This is a genomic window from Arthrobacter sp. M2012083 (assembly GCF_000281065.1).
In the GTDB taxonomy this organism is placed as follows: Bacteria; Actinomycetota; Actinomycetes; order Actinomycetales; family Micrococcaceae; genus Arthrobacter.
Genome location: NZ_AKKK01000010.1, coordinates 59828 through 76516, shown reverse-complemented (window position 1 = coordinate 76516; position 16689 = coordinate 59828). Strand labels below are relative to the sequence as shown.

Sequence of the window (16689 nt, the reverse complement as noted above, 5' to 3'; positions counted from 1 at the left end):
AACGACCTCTGCTGCTACTTAGTTGGGTTTGCTCGTACTTGTTTTTCGGTCAGCGCGGAAGCTTACTGGTTGCTGACGTTGTCCTTGGCGGCCTGCGCGCGGTCTTGGACGTCGGCTGCGGCAGCCTGGCCCTCGTCCTTGACGTTGGCTGCGGCTTCCGTGGCGCTATCCTTGACGTTCTGCATGGCGTCCTGAGCGGGCTCGCGCAGGTGCTCGGCGACTTCCTGGGCAGCGTGGCTGAGTTCATCGGTCAGGGGCTGTGCTGCTTCCTTGACGGCTTGGGCAGCTTCGCGCTCCTTCTCCGATGCCGGGAAGAGCGAGGACACCAGCAAGCCTGCGCCGAAGGCGATAAGGCCAGCGGCGATCGGGCTGCCTTGGGCCTTCCGCGTGATCACCTGCGGGGCATCGCCGAGGTCTGAGACGGCACCGGAAACGTTGCTGGCCACGCCGGAAACAGCGTCCCCGGCCCGGTGTGCAGCGTTGCCAGCAGCATCATTAACGTCATCGCGGGCGCCGAACACAGCGGTCTTGATCTTGTCCACCCTGCGATTGACTATGTGCGAGGGCGTGACCTTGTCAGCCACGGCATCAACATTGGTACTGAGCCGCCGGCGAGTTTCTTCGATATCGGCGCGCAGGGCGTCGGGGTTCTGCGTCATCGTGTCTCCTCAGTGTTCGGTTTCAAAGCGGGGGGTATTTCTTTGACCGTCTCAGCGGTCCGGGGCATGCCCTTAATGGCGTTGAGTTCCTTGCGGCCCTTTGCAGCCAAGACTGCTGCGACGATGCCCCAAATGACCGCGACGATAACAGCGGACCATCCCAGGCCAACAAGTTGACCCAAGGCCCACCAAAGGGCGATGGACAGGAACAGCACGGTGATGTGGCCGGCGTATGCAGCCCCGCCCAGCATTCCCGCGCCCTTGCCGGCCTTGGTGGCGGACTCCTTCAGTTCCGCTTTGGCCAGCTCCACTTCCTGGCGCATCAACGTGGAAACGTCGCGCGTCAGGTCGCTCAGCAGCTCACCGAGGGGGAGGGTCTCCGCCTTGACGTGGGCTTCTGTGGGAGGCAGATCGGCGGGACTGCTCATCGGTGACCTCCATACTGGGGGTCATCGGGATCGAGCGGTCCTGCGAGCGGGTCGCCCTGGGCCTTGACGCCGCCGGCCTCGGTCTCCGGGTACGGGAGCGTGGATCCGTCATAGCCGCCCGTGGTACCCGCGTCGTAGCCGGTGGTTGCCGCGCCGGTGGTGGTGGCCGAACCGTATCCGGCGGTGGTTGCCGTCGGTCCGGGGAGGTCCACTGCCGGCGGTGCTACGGCGCCTCCCTGAGTCGGGTAGTAAACGGCCCTGGGAGTCTCCGTGGTGGCTGGGGTGCCGCTGGCGGAGGTCGAGTCAGAAGCATTTCCTGCCATGCCCCGGCCGAGACGGCCGGCGAGGATACCGGCTCCAGCTGCCAGGAGCAGGAAGGTTCCAGGCTTACGACGTGCAAAGCCCTTGACTTCATCCAGCAGCGAACCGGGATCCCGGCCTTCCAACCACTGGGCAACGGAGGAGGAGCGCTGGGCTGCCTGCTGGACCAAGTCCGTGGCAACGCCACCGTTTTCAGTCGAGTTGGCCATGGTGGAGAGTTCGTCGGAAATGGACCGCAAACCTTCGGCAACTCGCTGCTGCTGTGCCTGGGCCTGATCGGACAGCTCACCCTTGGTCTGCGTCAGCAGTTGGCGGGCATTGACCTTTACTTCGTGGGCCACGTGCCCGGCCTCGGTCTTGGCGGTGTCCACGACTCCACCGGCGGCATCGCCCACTGCACCTGCAACCCCCGCAGCTTCTTCCTTGGCAGTATCCACCTTGCCGGAGCTGGCGGAACCTGTTCCCGAGCCAGCGGGGGTTCCGCTGATTCCGGTGGTGCCAGCGGTTTGGGTCTCAACATCGGCCGAGTCCAAGTAGTTTCCCGTGAACGGTTCGGTGCCTGCATGGGCACCGGTGGTTGGCGCCGCGAAGCTTCCGTCCTGCGGCGATTTGCTCTCAGTCATTATCGCTCTCTTTCCACAGTTGGCAGGCTGCGGACAGCAGCCGGGATAGTAAGTATCGTTACTATCAATGGGTGTGTACCCGGTTGTCAGGGTTCTAATCGCCCCACATTCCAAAAGATGCCGTGGCCCACTTTGAGCCCTCTTCGCTCGACAGGCGGAGACATACCTGCCAACGTTGGACTGATGAGCCACATGCCCCTCAGGCGACGGCTGATTCCCGCGCTTCGAAAAACCGTCACACGCCACCGCCTCCTCTTCGCTGCGAAAACAGCACTTGCAGCCGGACTGGCTTGGTACCTGGCGCCGTTCATGCCCGGGTCTGCCGCCGCCTACCCCTACTACGCTCCGCTGGGCGCCCTGGTCAGCATGCACCCCACTGTGGCGGATTCTGCCAAGCATGGGCTGCAAAGCCTGGCAGGACTGGTCTTGGGCATAGGCATGGCCTTTGCCATCACCACCGTGGCCGCCCCGACTGCCCTGGCCGTTGCCCTGGTGGTGGGACTCGGCGTGCTGATCGGCGGCCTTCCCCGGCTGGGTACTGCCTCTGAGTGGATTCCCATGGCTGCACTGTTCGTGCTGGTGCTGGGCGACTCCAACGCCGAAGGGTTCTCTTTTGCCTACGTCCTTCAAATGGCCTTGGGCGTCACTGTTGGATTTGCGGTGAACTGGCTGGTCTTCCCGCCCCTGCACCTGGATGACATCGACCCGGCCATCGCGGGGCACCAAGGTGCATTGTCCCGCCAGCTCAAAGACATGGCTCGAGCCATGGAAGAGTCGTGGCCCCCCAACCACGAAGCATGGGCCACCCGCAGCGACGACCTTTCGCTCACAGCGGCCGGCGTCCGGACTGCGGTCCATCAAGCTGAACTGAGTGCCAAAGCGAACCCCAGGTCCCGCCGTCGTGCGACCCGCCTGCCCAGCGACCTCGCTGGCCTGCGAACCCTTGAGCGGCTCACTTTCCATGTCCAGGACATCACCGATGTGCTGGCCAGCGCCATCTGGGAGGAGGGCGCCGGGACGGTCATTCCGGATGCCGTGGTCGGTCCGCTTTCCGATGCCTTGGAATCTGTGGCAGGGGTGGTCGATCACTGGCGGGACGCTGAGTCCGGCGAGCTTGCCAACCGTCTGGCAAGGGCGAAGGACAGCATCAACGCCCTCAGCGATGCCGTGGCCGAAGCCGCGGCTGACCAAGCACCGGTCAACGCTCCGGCATCGGTGGCCATGAGCCTTCGCCGGATCCTGACTGTTGTTTTGTCCTCCGAGTAGAGGCTAGCGCGGTCTCAGCGGCGGGGACCCCTTCCGGCCCCTGCCTGCACCGATCCCGTCCAGCATTTCGGCCAGTGACTCCAGCGAGGAATGCTTGGGTGACCAGCCCAACAGTGCATGCGCCCGGGCGGTGTCCATGATGGGCGCGTTGGCGGCCATGTCCACCCAGCCGCCGTCCGTCACCTGCAGACGGAGTCGCCAACTAACCTCGACGACGGCGCGCAGCACCGGCAGCGGGAACGGCATCACCCGCCGGGCGTTGAAAATCCACGCCAAGGCGTTGGGGTCTATGACCGGCTCTGCGGCGATGTTGAAAGCACCTTCCGCCTTGCGTTCCAGCACACGCCAGTAGGCGTCAGCGACGTCGGCCGTGTGGGCGGCTTGGAACACCAACTCCTGAGGGACGGCAAGCAACGGCAGCCAGGGCTTACGCGGAACCAATCGCGGCAGGACCCGTCCCAGGAAGTAGCGGCCAACCTCGCTCCCGCCACCTGCACTGAACATCAGCGCGGGGCGGAGCCGGGCCACCACTATGTCCGGATTCTCCTTGGCGAAACCGTCCAAGAGCCTTTCCTGTGCCGCCTTGTCCACACTGTAGTGCGAGCTGCGGATGCCATCCGTCGGCCAATCTTCCTTGGTCCGCTGGTCCTTGGGAGCCGGGGAGTACGCCCCCACAGATGACGCGCACACGACGTGCCCCACTCCGGCTTTGCGCGCGGCGGCCAACACATGGGCTGTTCCCGCCACGTTGGTCCTACGCAGCATCTCCCGGTCATGATTCTCTTGGATCAGCCACGCCAGATGAACCACGGCATCGGCTCCCGCCAGAGCTGCTTCCAGCGCGGGTTGATCCTCGGTGGCGCTGATATCCAGGGTGTGCCACTCCACGCCGTGATACGGAGCGGCGTCCTGGTCCGGCTGCCGTCGGACGACGCCCACCAGTTCCAGATCCGCGCCTTCTTCGGAGCGTGCCCTCTGGAGCCGTTTCAGCAGTTCCGTGCCGCCGTGTCCTGTTGCCCCGATGATCACAATACGCATGGCTGCTTCCTCAGGCCTGCGGGGCTTCGCCCGTGGAACGGATGCGTTCCAGAACCGCTGTGGTGGAGTGCTCGGGCACGTAATCCAGGATGGTCACAGTGCCGCCGCAACGTTCCACGGCTTCGGTTTCCTGGAGCATCTCCGGCGTGTAATCGCCGCCTTTGGCATAGACGTCGGGCCGCAGGAGCTCGATGAGCGGAATGGGGGTCGGGGTATCAAACACGGTTACATGGTCCACGCAGCTCAATGCGGCGATGACTGCCGCACGATCGGCCTCGTGGTTGACCGGTCGGTCCGGGCCCTTGAGCTTGCGCACCGAAGAATCGCTGTTCAGGGCAACCACCAACACATCACCCAGTTGCTTGGCCTGATTGAGGTATCGGGTGTGGCCGCGATGGAGGACGTCGAAGCATCCGTTGGTGAGCACAATACGCTTGCCCTCCCTGCGGTGCTCCTCCACTTGCCGGGCCAACTCGGCGTCCGTCAGTGCTGTATCCGCAAAGCCCCCGAGGTGCTTCGCCAGCTCGTCAGTGGTGCAGACGGAGGTACCTGACCGATGCACTACTACGTCCGCGGCCGCCTGAGCCAGGTCCACGCTGGTGGTCAGCGGCAATCCCGCAGCACGGGCAATGGTCAACGCAGCCACGAAAGTATCCCCGGCACCTGAGGCCTGCTTTTCCGCTTGGGGCCGCGCCCACGTCCGGTGGGTTGCCGGTTTGGGGGAGTCGCCGTCGGGCCGGATCGTCAGGGTTCCTTCCCGGTCCAAAGTCACGACGACGGCGGCCGCACCTGAGGCGCGAAGGAGCTGGTCCGCGTGGGCTTCCACGAACGGGCACCTGGCGGCGCCACCGGGCAACTCGGTCCCAAGCAACCTGGCCGCTTCCTGCGCATTCGGGGTAGCGAGGTTCGGCTTGAGTTGGGCCCAGCGTCCTGGATAGTGGGCATCCACGACCACCAAGGTGTCCTGTGGTGCATTGGCGGAGCCGGCTTCCAAGCCCTCACCTCGCGGTCCCAGATTTTCGAATATTGCCTCCCGGACGGCACCTTCCAAGGCGCCGGCCCCGTAGTCACAAAGGACCACGGCTGACGAGCCGGTGAGTGCTTGAGGGATGGCGGCGGCCATCTGCCGTAGGCCATCCTCGGGTACCTCTTCGGCGGCATCGTCCAGGCGAAGCATCACCTGCCCGCCGCTGCTTACGCGGAATTTGGTGGTGGTGGTCATGTGGGTATGGGAGACGACGTGTGACACGTCCACTCCTGCCGACCTGAGCTGGCCAAGGAGCGTCTGGCCGCCGGGGTCCTCTCCCACCAGTGAAACGAAACGAACTTCCGCCCCCATCGCGGCGAGGTTCATCGCCGTGTTGGCGGCACCCCCCGGGGCAAAGTCCCGGCGCTGGACTTGGACCACTGGGGCTGGGGCTTCGCGGCAGAACCGCTCAATGGTTCCATCCCACCAGCCGTCAAGGATGGAGTCGCCGATGACCGTCACAACAGGGCGTTCCTCGGCCAAGCGGCCCGGCAACCAGTCAGCCAGACCTTCTTGATTGGATAGGCGTGCCATGGGGTACCTTCCGGTTGGGCAACAGTTTCCTGTTCCCCTCAGGTACCCCGCGGCACGCGCTTCACACGCCCGGCCAGGGAGTTTCACGGCAAAGGGCAGGCCCGGGACAGCGCAGGCAGCGAAAGGAAGCATCCCATGGAGAATCCGCTGAAAAACGTGAACCCCGGAGTTGGGCCAGTACTGGAGAAGTTCAGCGACGTGAAGCGGATAGCGGTCCTCCGGGGTGGCGGATTGGGTGATCTGATCTACACCTATCCCGCCCTCAGCGCGTTGAAAAATGCTTACCCAGGTGCCACAGTCACGTTGTTGGGCACGCCGATCCACGCCGCCGTGGTGGCTGCTACGGAAGGTCCCGTGGACGACGTCGCCCTGCTCCCAGTGGCGCGCGGCGTTCACGACGGTCCCCGTAACGGCGAGCGCTTCGAGGATGACGCTGAGGACGTGGCGGCGCAGGAGGCCTTCTTCGGGAACATGCGGGCCAGGGAGTTCGATATTGCCTGCCAGATGCACGGTGGCGGTCGGTTTTCCAACCCTTTCCTGCTCCGTCTGGGTGCGCGGCACACTGTCGGTACCCGGACCAAGGATGCGGAGCCGCTGGAACGCAACCTGGACTACGTGTACTACCAGAACGAGCCGGACCGGTGGCTGGAGGTGGCGGGCCTTGCAGGAGCTCCCGCCATCATTCCCCCTCCCCTGCTCTCCAAGCCTGAGCATCAGCAGAACATCGTGGGAATAAGGGATCCACAGCGGGCATCGCTGGTGGTGGTCCACCCGGGCGCCACCGATCCGAGGAGGCGATGGCCGGCGTCGAACTTTGCTCAAGCCGCCGCGGGCGTAGCCGCGGAAGGCGCCCAGGTATTGATCGTGGGTGACCGTTCGGAGAAGGCACTGGCCCAGGAAGTAGCGGAACTCGCAGCTCGGCACCTCCCGGAGACGGATCGCCACGCTGTAAGTTCCGTAGCGGGTGAGCTGGAGATTGGAGACCTTGCCGCGCTCCTGGCGGATGCAACAGTGATGTTGGCCAGCGACAGCGGCCCCCGGCATCTGGCCCAAGCATTGGGGACACCCACGGTGGGTATTTTCTGGGTGGGGAACGTCTTCAATGCGGGACCGCGGGGCCGGAGTATGCACCGCGTCCACATGTCGTGGGTGACGCTGTGCCCGCGGTGCGGCGTGGATATCACGCAGGTGGGATGGACGGCCCCGCACTGCGGCCACGACGACACCGTGGTGAGCGGCATCGCCGTGGCCGACGTTGTTCAGGACGTGCTGGACCTTACGGCCACGAGCCTTCTTCTGCGGGGCAGATGAGGAGTTCGCGGACCTCGCTGCCGAACGGCTGGGACAGGGCGAACACCACAGCCTGTGCCACGTTGGCGGGATCGTTGAGCTTGGAATCGTCTTGAGGCTTGTATTGCTCGTCCCGGTCGTCAAAGAAGTGGGTCTTCATGCCGCCCGGGATGATGGTGGTGACACCGATGACGCCCCCGGTTTCCGCCGCCAGTGCACGGCTGAAGCCGATCACACCGAACTTCGATGCGCAGTACGCCGTGGCGTCCGGCAATGCCCGGAGGCCCAGCGTGGACGCGATGGTGATAGCGCGGCCGCGGGATTCCTTGAGGAAAGGCAGCGCCGCGCGGACCACCGAAACGGTGCCGAAAAGGTTCACTCCGATGACCTTTTCCCATTCCTCCGCTGGCACGTCGCCCAACTTGCCGCAACGGTCGATACCTGCTGCTGTCACCACTCCGTCAAGGCCGCCGAGGCTTTCAGCTGCTTCCTTCACGGCCGCTTCCACGGCTTCGCGGTTGGAAACGTCCACTTCCAGCGCCTTGGCACCGGCGACGTTGCTGACGTCGCGGTCGAAGACGAACGGGGTGCCGCCTGCATCGCGGATGGCTTCCACGATCGCAGCGCCTAAGCCGGAGCCGCCTCCAGTAACGATGACGCGGCCAGGTGTTTGCGTGTTCATGCGGTTCCTTTCGGTTGATCGGTCTTGTTGTCAGCTGACCTTGGCAAGCGCTGCAGCCAGGCCGCTGGTGGAGCGTGCCGGGTGGAAGGGCACGGTGACGCATTGCCCTCCCCAGGCCGAGATGATGCGGGCCTCCGGTAGTTCTTCTGGTGAGTAGTCGCCGCCTTTGACCCAAACATCGGGGCGGATTTGCGCGAGGCAGGCTTCGGGCGTGTCCTCGCCGAAGACAACCACGGCGTCAACGCATTCGAGTGCCAACAGCAACTCCGCGCGGTCTTCCACGCTGACGATTGGTCGATGCGGACCCTTGAGGCGCCGCACGGATTCGTCAGAGTTCAGGCAGACGATGAGGCAGTCGCCCATGCTGCGCGCGGCGGCCAGGGTCCGGGCGTGGCCGGCGTGGAGGAGGTCGAAGCACCCTCCGGTGGCCACCACGGTGCCGCCCGCTTCGCGGATGGACTTGGCGAGTTGGGCGCCGTCGGGATGAAGATCGCCGGTTTCAAGCAGCTCCAGGCCCTTGAGTTCGACGGCGGGACTCGCCGCTGGCGCCTCACCCACCTCCGCCAGGGCCGCCGCTCCCCCTGCGGCGAGGAACGCTGACGCATCCTCCACAGCCCGGGCGGCGGCCTGCGCTGGTTCCACCCCGAGCCCCAAGTGCACGGCAAGGCTTCCGGCCAGGCGGTCGCCGGCACCGCAAGGATCGCTGACGTTGGTCTTGGGTGCGGGGATGCTTTCTGCCGCACCACCCGCCGACAGTAAGAGCGCCCCGTCCTCGCCCATGGTCACCAGAACTGCAGCACTTCCCCATTTTTCGAGCAGGTATCGCCCGGCTTCTTCGGCGCCTGTGCGGGATCGCTCCAGCCCTCCCGCCTTTGCGGATGCCGTCGCTTCGGAGAGGTTTGGAGTCACGAAGGCGACCCCCGCCGCTGGTTCGGAGCCGGCAGGATGCGGATCCCACACCACAGGGACCCTGCGGGCGGCCTCGGCGAGCGCGGTACGGATGTCCGGGTTGGCGGTGATCCCCCGGCCATAATCGGCCACAACAACAGCCTCGGCGGAAGCGATGGCAGCGAGCATTTCCCCCGTGCTTGGTGGGACCGGGGCAGGGGCGCATCCTTCGTCGAAGCGGACCATCGGATGTGTACCGATCCGCACACGGGTCTTGGTGGGCGTCGGGGCGAGCGGGGCCCCGGCGAGTACGGCCACACCGGACAGTGCGCGCCTGACGTGGCTGGCGCCGTCGTCGTTCCCCAACGCGGTAACCAGCGCCACGTTGTGGCCGTCCTGCGCAAGAAGGGTAGCCACAAGTCCCGCGCCGCCTGCCCGACGCCGGATGTCGGCGACGTCCACTACCGGCACCGGCGCGTCGGGGCTGAGACGCGTGGCGGCCCCGTTGATGTCGACGTCGAGGAGCACGTCACCTACCACCGTGATCCTCATGGTTGACCTCCTCCATGAGTGTTGGTTCGCCGGGCCACCTCGGCATCGAAGGCCCGGCACACGGCGTGGACCGCAATGAGATGTCCTTCCTGGGCGTTGGCGGCGATGGCGTCCACAGTGATGGCTTGGTCGCAGGCCTCGGCGAGCGGGTTGGGGCCGGCGCCCGTGAGTGCCCAAGTGATGATGCCGCGTTCGCGTGCTGCGCGGACGGCTTTGAGCAGGTTGGGGCTGCGGCCACTGGTGGACAGGAGAATCAGGACGTCACCCGCACGGCCATGGGCCCTAACCTGCCGGGCGAAGACTTCCTCGTAGCCGTAGTCATTGGAGAGGGCCGTGACGGCAGAGGACTCGGCGTGGAGGGAGATCGCGGAGAACGGCGCGCGCTCTTCGTCGAACCTGCCCACCAACTCGGCGGTGAGGTGCTGCGCCTCCGCTGCTGACCCGCCATTGCCTGCAGCCAGCAGGCGTTGGCCGGACAGCAGGCGATTGGCCAGCTCGGTTCCCCACTCGGATAAGCGCACTGACTGCGAGCGCAGCGACTCCAGCGCGGGCAGGACGTTATCCAGGTGGGTTGTGACCTCGGCCTGATGGGTGGAATGACTGGTGTCCGGGGACCAACGGGCCTGCACCGTGTCCGGAACGGTGGATCCGCTGGTCACAAGGCCTTTAATAGTCACAGCGCCGTTCCTTCCAATGGTTCCAGGCGTTCTTGCTGCCGGGACATGTCGGCCGCCAGAACTGACCGGTAGGCTTTCTCGGTGTCCGCCGCGATGCGTTCCCACGAGTAGCGGGAGCGTGCCCGACGCGCTCCGGCACGGCCCATGTCGGCCCTGAGCTCCGGGTCTCCCAACAACTTTCCAAGCGCCGAAGCGAGGGCCTCAGGATCACGGGGAGGCACGTGCAGCCCTGTCTTCTGGTCCACCACCGTCTCGCGAAGCCCGCCCACAGCCGCAGCCACCACGGGCACTCCGCAAGCCATGGCCTCAAGGGGCACGATGCCAAAGGGCTCATACCAAGGCGTGCAGACCACGGCGTCGGCGCTCCGGAAGATACCCGGCATGGCATCCCGCGGAACTTGCCCGCGCATGGTCACTTTGTCCTCAACACCAAGCTCCTTCGCCATGGCCCTGAGCCGCTGCGCTTCAGGATCCACTTCGAGGTTGAGGGCATCGCCGGAACCGCCAACAATCAGGAGTTCGACGTCGTTGAAGCCCGCCTCCGCCAGGAGGGGCAGAGCCTGGATGATCAGGTCCACGCCCTTGCGTTGGACGAGCCGCCCCACGCTCAGGATCCGATGGGTGCGGGACTTGGGTTCGGCGTCGGACGTTCCAGGGAACAAGGTGAGGTCCACGCCGCAGGGGGCAATGGAAATCTTGGAACGGCTCATGCCCAGGGCTTTGAGTTCAAAGACCTCATCCGGGCAGGTGGCGATCACCCAGTCTGCGGTGCGACCCACCCATGGTTCCAGCCATTCCCTGGCGGGCGGGCTGGTGTCAGCAGCGCCCTGGTGCCTGCGTTTTACGGAGCCCAGGGCGTGGAAGGTCTGCACCACAGGAACAGGATCGGCAGCTCCTGCCCGCCGGGACGCTTGGATGGCAGCGAGGCCGGACATCCAGAAATGCGCGTGCACAACGTCCGGGAGCTCGCCCGCCCAGTCCGCGCAGATGCCGTCGGCCAGCTCTCCCATGAACGGGAGGAGATCGTCCTTGGGGATCCGTCGGGCCGGGCCGGCGTCCACGTGAACCACGGTGAGTCCCGGCCCAACCTGAACCTTTGCGGGTAGCTCGGGGTCATCACGTCTTGTGTACACGGTGACTTGGTGTCCGCGCTCAGCGAGGCTTGAGGAAAGGGCCGCCACGTGGACGTTCTGTCCTCCGGCGTCAACGCCTCCCAAAGCAGCCAGCGGACTGGCGTGCTCGGAGACCATGGAGATTTTCATGGGTGCGTCCTCTCTGTGTCATGGCTGGCGTCTGTGTCGTGGCCGCCGGAAGCCAGACCGGGTTGCGGTCGGCTTGCCCCGCGGGCGCCCTTGGGGAGGTCTGCCAGGAGTTCGTCCCAGGCCCGAAGAAAGGTGTTGAGTCCGTAGCGTTGAAGTGCTGCCTCGCGGGCTATGGCACCCATGGCATACGCATCGTCGGGATCGTCCAGCAGCCGCCGGGCGAACCGTTGGAGATCGTCGACGTCGTTGGAGACCAAGCCGGCACCGTGCGGAATGGCGCGGCTCGCCTCGGTGGTGGCCAGTGCCAGGACGGGCATGCCGAGGTGCATGGCTTCCAGCAGGGCCAACCCCAACGAAGTCCAGCGGAGCGGGTGAAGGTAGAGGCGGCAACGGGCCAGTTCCTGGTGGAGCTTGGCTGCGGGGACATCGCCGGCGATGCGCAGCCGTTCCTCGCTGAGGCCAAGGCCTTTCAGGTTGAGTGCCTCCGGCAGGGCCGCGGTACCCATGCCAAACACCCGCAATGGCCCCACACCCGCGAACCCGGGCAGCAGGTCCGTCCCTGTGACCCGTCCGCGCCGGACAGGCTCGTTGACCACCACGCCCATCTCTTCCCGCTCACCGGTGTACAGGCGCCCCGGGTCCGGAATACCGTGCTCGATCACGGTGGTGGTCGCCGTGCCCGTGTCCCAGAAGAGCCGATTGAAGTGGGTCACGTGCACCACCGGAATGGTTCTCTGGTCCGCCAATGGGTGCAACGTGAACGGGACGTCGCCCTTGGGCGTGTTGTGTTCCAAGTACACAGCGGGGAGATCCACTCCGGGTCGCCGGCCGAGCGTTCGGGCCACTGCTGCGATTTCCTCGGGCCGTTGGAGGACCACGGCGTCCACGCTGCCCGGGTCGAGGGTGTCCAGGTCAACCTCTTGGGCGGCGGTAGGCCACTCACGGCCACCCCTCCCCAAACCCCATGCGCCGCCGTCGGGCGATGTGGGGAGCAGGTACTCATGCTGGCCGCGGACGAATGCCTCCATCCATCCGCCGTGGACGTGCCACACCAGGATCCTCATGGTTTCCAGACCTTTCGTCGAGTGGACAGGGAGGACACGCCTCCCAGGAGCCGTTCAACAGCTTCGACAACCTGCTCCGGGGTCACTGAACTCAGACACGGGTGCCCCGGCACCGGGCAGACCCGGGCACGGGTGTTCTTGCAGGCCGCTTCCTGGTCGCCCAGCAGCTCCAGCGGGACGCCGTAGGGCGCCCAGCGGATGGCCGGAACCACGGGAGCAAACAGGCACACCACCGGGGTCCCCACCGCTGCCGCAAGATGGGCGGGTCCGGTATTGCCGGTAACCACGACGGCGGCGCCCGCCAGTACCGCTGCGAGCGTCCGGAGGTTGGTCCCACCTCCAAGGTTCCTCGCTGACGGGCCGGCGACAGTTGCCGTAAGTGACGTCTCGCCGGGACCTCCCGTGACCACCACCCGGTGCCCGTACGCTTCGAGCAGTTCCACCGTGGCGGCGTTGTGCAATGCCGGCCACGCCCTGGCTGGCGCTGCGGCTCCCGGGTGCACAACGATGTACGGGCCTTCATCCGCCAGCTCCTCCGCCACCCCTTCCGGATCCGATCCGGAGGTAATGCGCAGTTTTCCGTCGTCACCGTTCGGCAGGACGTAGCCACCGGCCTCGGCGATGGTGAGTGCCCGCACCACCTCGGGCTGGTCCTCCGGAAAGTCTTCGCCAGGTTTGAGGCGGACATCCAGCAACGAGCCCGCGTAGTCCGTTGATGCCCCAGTGATCTTTTTTACGCCCGCCAGCCTAAGAAGCAGGGCGAGAGGGAGCGGGGATTGGTGGAAGGACGTCAGGATGACGGCTTCTTCGATTCGGGAGCTGCGGACGAAGTCGATCAGCCCGTTCGTCATCTCTTCCGTCGGAAGCGGTGCCGGGTTCACGATCCACGGGCAGGACCACGTGTGCACTTGGGTGACGCCGGGCAGCATTTCCGCAGCGCTCGATCCTTCAGGACCGCAGAGCAACACGACGTCGTTGGGCAGGCTGCCATCGGGCCGGCTTCCGTTCGCCACGGCACGCAGGGCAGGTCCTGAAAGGAGCACATCGCCCATGCTGTCCAACCGGGCTACCAGGACGCGGCTCATACACGGGCGTCCTGTTCTTCCGAGGCCCCGGAGAGCAGGAGCTCGACTGCGTGACCCAGATCGTCGGCGACTCTGCCGGCGGACTCAATCTCTGCGCGCCGGGTGATGCTGGTGGGCACCAGCACGGCCCTCGCACCCGCCGCGGCGGCCGCCTCCATGTCAGCTCCGATGTCACCAACGAAAGCAACCTCTTCAGGCGTGATGCCCAAGGTCCGGCAGGCCGCGAGGATCATTCCCGGCTCAGGCTTGCGGCACGCGCAGCCGTCCTCCGGTCCGTGCGGACAGTATTCCCACACGTCGAACGGACCCAGCATCTGCTCCACCCGCTGGTTGACGGAGTGCATTTGCTCCAGCGTCAACAGCCCACGCGCCACGCCCGACTGATTGGTCACCACTCCCGTGGCCAGTCCGGCCCGGCGTACTTTTTGCAGCGCTTCAAGGGCACCATCCATGGGCCGCACCAGCTGCGGATCGCCGTTGTATGGCACGTCAACAACGAGTGTTCCATCGCGGTCAAACAGGACCGCCTTCAACGTTCCGGTTCCTCCCATACTCGCAACGTTCCCCAGTTCTCCGGACGCTAAACAGTGCGGCCGTGAGAAGTTTGCTGCAGCTAGACTCCTAGCGGGAGGCGACTATGGACACAGCTTTGGACAGCCACGAGAGCAACGATCAACCCCTGCTGCTTGCCCTGCGCGCTTTAAAACTCGGCGACCTTCTGGTCGCGGTTCCTGCGCTCCGTGGGTTGCGGCGGGCGTTCCCCGAGCACCGTATTTTGTATGCTGCGCCCGCGTGGATCAGCGAGGCTTTGGAACTTGTGGGCGGCATTCACCATCTGCCGACACCTGGGCTCGATGCCCCCCTGTCAGTCCCCCGGGGCGCAGTGGATATCGCCGTGAACCTCCATGGGAACGGCGCTGAGAGCCGTTTGAGGATTGAAGAATTGCAAGCCAACCGGGTAGTGGCGCACGCCTCTGTGGGCTCTGATGGACCTGAGTGGACCACGGGCATCCCGGAGCGCGAGCGCTGGACCCGGCTGCTCAACTGGCACGGTATTGAAGCCGATCCCCTGGACTATCGGCTGAACCGTCCCCCCGTTCCTTCCCCGCGTCCGGGAGCCACCGTAATACATGTGGGCGCGGCGTATGGCAGCAGGCTATGGCCGGTGGAACGGTTCGCGGATGTCGCCGTGGAGCTCGCTGCAGCAGGGCACCAGGTAGTTCTCACCGGCGGCTCGTCCGAGCGCGCCCGCGCAGAGGAGACGGCTGCCCTGGCGAAGCTCAAGGGAGCAAACCTCGACGACGGGCTGCTGGCCGGGCGCCAAGGTCTCGCCGAGTTTGCGGCCACCATCGCTGAGTCACGGCTGGTGATCTCAGCCGACACCGGCGCGGCACATCTGGCATCAGCCTACGAACGTCCGTCCGTCGTGTTGTTCGGCCCTGCGCCCGCGGAAGAGTGGGGGCCGCCGCCCGGACCGCACGTGGTGCTCACCGCCGTCGAACTCCGCCGCGGTGATGTGTTCTCCGCGGACCCTGATCCGGCACTTCTGGCCGTTAGCGTCCGTCACGTTTTGGCGGCAGTGGAGCAGCTGGGCGTCTGACGCACTGTTACGGGGCTGTCCCCTCCTGGAGTTGAGCTTCTTCGTCCAGCAATTGCGTTTGGAGTGAAACGAGGATTTTCGAGAGCTTGCGCGACACTTGCATCTGCGACATCCCCAGGGCTTCGGCAATGGTGGACTGTGTTTCCTCGCGGTAGTAGCGGCGGTAGAGCAGGTGGCGGTCCTCGGCGCTCAGGCCGCGGATGGCGTTGCGCAGAGCCAGCACGTCCTCGAGCCGGTCCGTGGGGCAACCGAAAGCAGAAAGTGCACCTTGGAGGCCGTCACGTCCCTCGGACGCGGGAGCATCCAGGGAATCCGGGCGCTTGCTGGTACCGGCCATGAGTGCTTCACGCACTTGGCAGGGTTCCAAGCTTAGATCTTCCGCCACCTCCTCGGGAGAGGGTGTGCGTTGCAGCGCTTGGGTCATCTCCTCAGTCCGGGCCAGCACCTGGCGGCGGACGTCCTGGATGGTGCGGGGTGGGCGCACAACCCAGCAATGGTCGCGGAGGTAGCGCTTGACCTCCCCGGCGATGGTGGGGGCGGCGTAGGCGGGGAAACTGACACCCTTGGACTCGTCGTAGCCGCGCGAGGCCTTGATGAGGCCCATGTACGCAACCTGCCTGACGTCGTCGAGATCGTGGGTGTGGGCGGAGTATCTGGCGGCAATGGACTTGGCCAGGTTGAGGTGATCAAGGACCAGGCTGTCCTGGAAGCTTTGCCGGATGCTGCCTTCCGGTTTGCAGGCAGGAGGCCTGGTCTGGAGGGTGAGGGGTCGGGTTTGACGCATGGGGCTTCAATCCTTAACCAGCTAAGTGGGGGTGAGCCCACGGCAAGACTCCTTAAAAAGAGAAGCACACTTACTATTAGCTTTCAACGGGTCCACGGGGTTAGTCTCGAAAGGTAGCCACAATCAGGGATCGGAGTTCCTCATGGAAGACCCCCAGCTCGCCGAGCCGACTACGGTGGTGGCCGATATCCAAGACCTGCTGCTCGATACCCCGGACGTTGAAGCGTTCCTTGAAGAGTTGGCCCGGCACTCGGCAGGCATGTTCAGCACGCCCGGAAACGAGGTTTACTGCGGCATTACATTGATGCGTCACCGCTCGGCCGGGACCGTGGCCAGCAGTGGCGAGCGCGCCCGACTGCTCGACGAACTGCAGTACAACTTCGCCGACGGACCCTGCCTCCGCGCCTGCCGTGAAGTCACGCAAGTGCACATTCCCGATTTCTCCAAAGACAACACCTGGCCCGAGTACAACAAGCTGGTCACCGAACACGGCATCCGCTCCGTGCTGGCTGTCCCGTTCCCCCTAAGCGATGACGCTGCCCGGGCGGGACTCAATCTCTACTCCGAACACGCCAACGCCTTTGATCAAGCAGCTGTGCAACGCGCCAACGACTACGTCCAGCAGGCATCCAAAGGCCTGCGCCTGGCGGTTCTGATCGCAGAGCACAGCCAGACCGCCAACAATCTCCGGGCAGCCATGGAATCCCGCACAGTGATAGACGTGGCAACGGGAATCATCATCGCCCAGAACCGTTGCACCCAGCAGGAGGCAATGGACCTCATCAAGAGGGCCTCCAGCAACCGGAACGTGAAGCTCCGGGTGGTGGCGCAGGCCATCGTTGAATCCGCAGGTGGCGGGCCCGTTCAGACGTATTTCAAGTAGCCTTCCTGACCTTTGTGGCGGGTGGC

General features: G+C 65.3%; 17 protein-coding genes. 4 read left to right on the top strand and 13 right to left on the bottom strand.

Annotated elements, in window-relative coordinates; translation table 11 throughout:
- Positions 1–62 precede the first annotated feature (62 nt).
- Genes A477_RS0106770 through A477_RS0106760 form a run of 3 tightly spaced genes read right to left on the bottom strand, consistent with a single transcriptional unit; the run spans position 63 to position 2031 of the window.
- Positions 63–659 carry a DUF3618 domain-containing protein gene (locus tag A477_RS0106770; RefSeq protein WP_017198263.1) on the bottom strand — a complete coding sequence of 199 codons (597 nt, stop codon included), beginning with the start codon at positions 657–659 and terminating at the stop codon, positions 63–65.
- The gene (locus A477_RS0106765; RefSeq protein WP_017198262.1) at positions 656–1087 is read right to left on the bottom strand and encodes a phage holin family protein; all 432 of its coding nucleotides are present in this window, start codon (positions 1085–1087) and stop codon (positions 656–658) included. Before A477_RS0106765 ends, A477_RS0106770 begins: the two co-directional genes overlap by 4 nt.
- Entirely contained in the window at positions 1084–2031 is a 948-nt protein-coding gene (locus A477_RS0106760) for a hypothetical protein (RefSeq protein WP_017198261.1), read from the bottom strand. Before A477_RS0106760 ends, A477_RS0106765 begins: the two co-directional genes overlap by 4 nt.
- A 183-nt stretch (positions 2032–2214) precedes the next feature.
- Between A477_RS0106760 and A477_RS0106755 the strand changes: the two genes are divergently transcribed.
- On the top strand, positions 2215–3297 hold the full coding sequence (locus A477_RS0106755) for an FUSC family protein (RefSeq protein WP_237715742.1): 1083 nt from the start codon (positions 2215–2217) through the stop codon (positions 3295–3297).
- A 3-nt stretch (positions 3298–3300) separates the two neighbouring features.
- On the opposite strand, the gene A477_RS0106750 is transcribed toward A477_RS0106755, so the two are convergent.
- Together A477_RS0106750 and rfaE2 are read right to left on the bottom strand one after the other, a co-directional pair.
- Entirely contained in the window at positions 3301–4335 is a 1035-nt protein-coding gene (locus A477_RS0106750; protein WP_017198259.1) for an NAD-dependent epimerase/dehydratase family protein, read from the bottom strand.
- Between the two features lie 10 nt (positions 4336–4345).
- Positions 4346–5896 (bottom strand): D-glycero-beta-D-manno-heptose 1-phosphate adenylyltransferase, encoded by a 1551-nt coding sequence (rfaE2, locus tag A477_RS0106745; protein WP_017198258.1) that lies wholly within the window; start codon positions 5894–5896, stop codon positions 4346–4348.
- 135 nt (positions 5897–6031) lie between these two features.
- On the opposite strand from rfaE2, the gene A477_RS0106740 reads away from it, so the two are divergent.
- Entirely contained in the window at positions 6032–7207 is a 1176-nt protein-coding gene (locus tag A477_RS0106740) for a glycosyltransferase family 9 protein (protein ID WP_026005407.1), read from the top strand.
- Here A477_RS0106740 and A477_RS0106735 read toward each other — a convergent pair.
- Genes A477_RS0106735 through A477_RS0106705 form a run of 7 tightly spaced genes read right to left on the bottom strand, consistent with a single transcriptional unit; the run spans position 7173 to position 13947 of the window.
- Complete coding sequence (locus tag A477_RS0106735; protein ID WP_017198257.1) at positions 7173–7868, bottom strand: SDR family oxidoreductase; 696 nt, start codon at positions 7866–7868, stop codon at positions 7173–7175. The two genes, A477_RS0106740 and A477_RS0106735, sit on opposite strands and share 35 nt — an antisense overlap.
- A gap of 30 nt (positions 7869–7898) precedes the next feature.
- Positions 7899–9308, bottom strand: coding sequence for a PfkB family carbohydrate kinase (locus tag A477_RS0106730; protein WP_017198256.1), 1410 nt, complete (start codon positions 9306–9308; stop codon positions 7899–7901).
- On the bottom strand, positions 9305–9985 hold the full coding sequence (locus A477_RS0106725; RefSeq protein WP_017198255.1) for an SIS domain-containing protein: 681 nt from the start codon (positions 9983–9985) through the stop codon (positions 9305–9307). The genes A477_RS0106730 and A477_RS0106725 overlap by 4 nt, the downstream gene beginning before the upstream one ends.
- Positions 9982–11247, bottom strand: a complete 1266-nt coding sequence (locus A477_RS0106720; protein ID WP_017198254.1) for a glycosyltransferase — start codon at positions 11245–11247, stop codon at positions 9982–9984. Before A477_RS0106720 ends, A477_RS0106725 begins: the two co-directional genes overlap by 4 nt.
- Positions 11244–12311 (bottom strand): glycosyltransferase, encoded by a 1068-nt coding sequence (locus A477_RS0106715; protein ID WP_017198253.1) that lies wholly within the window; start codon positions 12309–12311, stop codon positions 11244–11246. Before A477_RS0106715 ends, A477_RS0106720 begins: the two co-directional genes overlap by 4 nt.
- On the bottom strand, positions 12308–13396 hold the full coding sequence (locus A477_RS0106710) for a glycosyltransferase family 9 protein (RefSeq protein WP_017198252.1): 1089 nt from the start codon (positions 13394–13396) through the stop codon (positions 12308–12310). The genes A477_RS0106715 and A477_RS0106710 overlap by 4 nt, the downstream gene beginning before the upstream one ends.
- Complete coding sequence (locus tag A477_RS0106705) at positions 13393–13947, bottom strand: D-glycero-alpha-D-manno-heptose-1,7-bisphosphate 7-phosphatase (RefSeq protein WP_017198251.1); 555 nt, start codon at positions 13945–13947, stop codon at positions 13393–13395. Before A477_RS0106705 ends, A477_RS0106710 begins: the two co-directional genes overlap by 4 nt.
- Positions 13948–14033: 86 nt before the next feature.
- Between A477_RS0106705 and A477_RS0106700 the strand changes: the two genes are divergently transcribed.
- A complete protein-coding gene (locus tag A477_RS0106700) occupies positions 14034–14996 on the top strand; it encodes a glycosyltransferase family 9 protein (protein WP_017198250.1) in 963 nt (320 codons plus the stop codon).
- Positions 14997–15003: 7 nt separating this feature from the next.
- Here A477_RS0106700 and A477_RS0106695 read toward each other — a convergent pair whose 3' ends face one another.
- A complete protein-coding gene (locus A477_RS0106695; RefSeq protein WP_017198249.1) occupies positions 15004–15780 on the bottom strand; it encodes a sigma-70 family RNA polymerase sigma factor in 777 nt (258 codons plus the stop codon).
- A gap of 142 nt (positions 15781–15922) precedes the next feature.
- Here A477_RS0106695 and A477_RS0106690 point away from each other — a divergent pair, with 142 nt between their 5' ends.
- Positions 15923–16663, top strand: a complete 741-nt coding sequence (locus A477_RS0106690; protein ID WP_017198248.1) for a GAF and ANTAR domain-containing protein — start codon at positions 15923–15925, stop codon at positions 16661–16663.
- Positions 16664–16689 lie beyond the last annotated feature (26 nt).

Bases quoted from the DNA above. Each gene is read 5' to 3' on its own strand.
- A477_RS0106740 (WP_026005407.1), top strand. From the start codon at position 6,032: ATGGAGAATCCGCTGAAAAACGTGAACCCCGGAGTTGGGCCAGTACTG.
- A477_RS0106700 (WP_017198250.1), top strand. From the start codon at position 14,034: ATGGACACAGCTTTGGACAGCCACGAGAGCAACGATCAACCCCTGCTG.
- A477_RS0106710 (WP_017198252.1), bottom strand. From the start codon at position 13,396: ATGAGCCGCGTCCTGGTAGCCCGGTTGGACAGCATGGGCGATGTGCTC.
- A477_RS0106720 (WP_017198254.1), bottom strand. From the start codon at position 11,247: ATGAAAATCTCCATGGTCTCCGAGCACGCCAGTCCGCTGGCTGCTTTG.
- A477_RS0106715 (WP_017198253.1), bottom strand. From the start codon at position 12,311: ATGAGGATCCTGGTGTGGCACGTCCACGGCGGATGGATGGAGGCATTC.
- A477_RS0106735 (WP_017198257.1), bottom strand. From the start codon at position 7,868: ATGAACACGCAAACACCTGGCCGCGTCATCGTTACTGGAGGCGGCTCC.
- A477_RS0106770 (WP_017198263.1), bottom strand. From the start codon at position 659: ATGACGCAGAACCCCGACGCCCTGCGCGCCGATATCGAAGAAACTCGC.
- A477_RS0106705 (WP_017198251.1), bottom strand. From the start codon at position 13,947: ATGGGAGGAACCGGAACGTTGAAGGCGGTCCTGTTTGACCGCGATGGA.
- A477_RS0106690 (WP_017198248.1), top strand. From the start codon at position 15,923: ATGGAAGACCCCCAGCTCGCCGAGCCGACTACGGTGGTGGCCGATATC.
- A477_RS0106765 (WP_017198262.1), bottom strand. From the start codon at position 1,087: ATGAGCAGTCCCGCCGATCTGCCTCCCACAGAAGCCCACGTCAAGGCG.
- rfaE2 (WP_017198258.1), bottom strand. From the start codon at position 5,896: ATGGCACGCCTATCCAATCAAGAAGGTCTGGCTGACTGGTTGCCGGGC.
- A477_RS0106750 (WP_017198259.1), bottom strand. From the start codon at position 4,335: ATGCGTATTGTGATCATCGGGGCAACAGGACACGGCGGCACGGAACTG.
- A477_RS0106760 (WP_017198261.1), bottom strand. From the start codon at position 2,031: ATGACTGAGAGCAAATCGCCGCAGGACGGAAGCTTCGCGGCGCCAACC.
- A477_RS0106755 (WP_237715742.1), top strand. From the start codon at position 2,215: ATGAGCCACATGCCCCTCAGGCGACGGCTGATTCCCGCGCTTCGAAAA.
- A477_RS0106695 (WP_017198249.1), bottom strand. From the start codon at position 15,780: ATGCGTCAAACCCGACCCCTCACCCTCCAGACCAGGCCTCCTGCCTGC.
- A477_RS0106730 (WP_017198256.1), bottom strand. From the start codon at position 9,308: ATGAGGATCACGGTGGTAGGTGACGTGCTCCTCGACGTCGACATCAAC.